Genomic DNA, 1,227 nt, shown 5'->3' on the forward strand with positions numbered 1-1,227 from the left:
GCTAATCCGACCTTGTATTATTCCCCTCATGCCGTTCGTGGTATTGCGAACGGTATCGACCGCTGTCAAAATCTTGGTAGGCATATCAAGACCGGGTAACTGGATGCCGTATCCGCCCTTAGGCCCCGAGCCAGCTCCGTAGATCTCGCACCAGTTACCCATCCTCCATGTCAAGATCGGACAGTATCTTTGGCACCGGCATGCCGGTTAGCCCGCATTTGCAAGGTAGATCGCAAGAGGACCACAGCATGTTTAATTTAGGAATCGACGTTGCCAAGGCCAAGCTCGACTGCGCGCTGCGCCTGCCCAACGGCAAGCATCGTAACAAGGTTGTCGAGAACAACCACCAAGGATTCACCGCGCTCCACGCATGGCTGCTGAAGCATGCTGCCGGCAGCCCCAGGGTGTGCATGGAAGCGACGGGCACGTATTGGGAAGGGGTTGCCGAATATCTCGCTGGACTTGGCATGGTGGTCAGTGTCATCAATCCGGCCCAGATCAAGGCCTTCAGCGCTTCGCGCCTGGTGCGCACCAAGACCGACAAGGTCGACGCACAGCTGATCGCCGACTTCGCCCATGAACGCCAGCCAGAGCCCTGGCAGGCGCCATCGCCGGCCGAGCAATCGCTGCGCGCGCTGGTGCTGCGCCTCGATGCCTTGCAAGCGATGCGCCAGCAGGAAAGCAACCGGCTTGAAGTGGCGCGCGCGGCGGTACGCCAGGGTATCGAGGATCATATTGCCTGGCTCGACGCCGAGATCAAGGCGCTGATCCTGGCGATCCGCCGTCATATCGATGACGACCCGGATTTACGCGGCAAGCGCGAATTGCTCGATAGCATCCCTGGCCTGGGCGAGCGCACGATTCCCGTGCTGCTGTCCTACTACGCCAATCCTGAGCGCTTCGACAGCGCCAAGCAGGCGGTGGCGTTTGCGGGCCTCGATCCGCGCCAGCACGAGTCGGGTTCCAGCGTGCGTGGCAAGCCACGCATGTCGAAGGTCGGCCACAGTTTCCTGCGCAAGGCACTGTACATGCCGGCCATGGTGGCAGTGCATAAGACGCCTTGGGGCAAGCGCTTCGGTCAGCGTCTGCGTGACGCCGGCAAAGCGCCCAAGCTGATCATCGGCGCCATGATGCGCAAGCTGGTGCACGTGGCATTCGGCGTGCTCAGGTCGGGAAAAATATTTGATCCGGCCTTGCACGCCGCTTGACGGGGATAACAGTATCTAC

1 protein-coding gene is annotated in these 1,227 nt (G+C 60.7%); it reads left to right on the forward strand.

Annotation, left to right across the window (positions count from 1 at the left end):
* Positions 1-248: 248 nt before the first annotated feature.
* Entirely contained in the window at positions 249-1,208 is a 960-nt protein-coding gene (locus AC1Q6X_RS27775) for an IS110 family RNA-guided transposase (protein ID WP_121668350.1), read from the forward strand.
* The last annotated feature ends 19 nt before the right edge of the window (positions 1,209-1,227 follow it).

This window comes from Janthinobacterium sp. GW823-FHT06H09 (genome assembly GCF_058794735.1).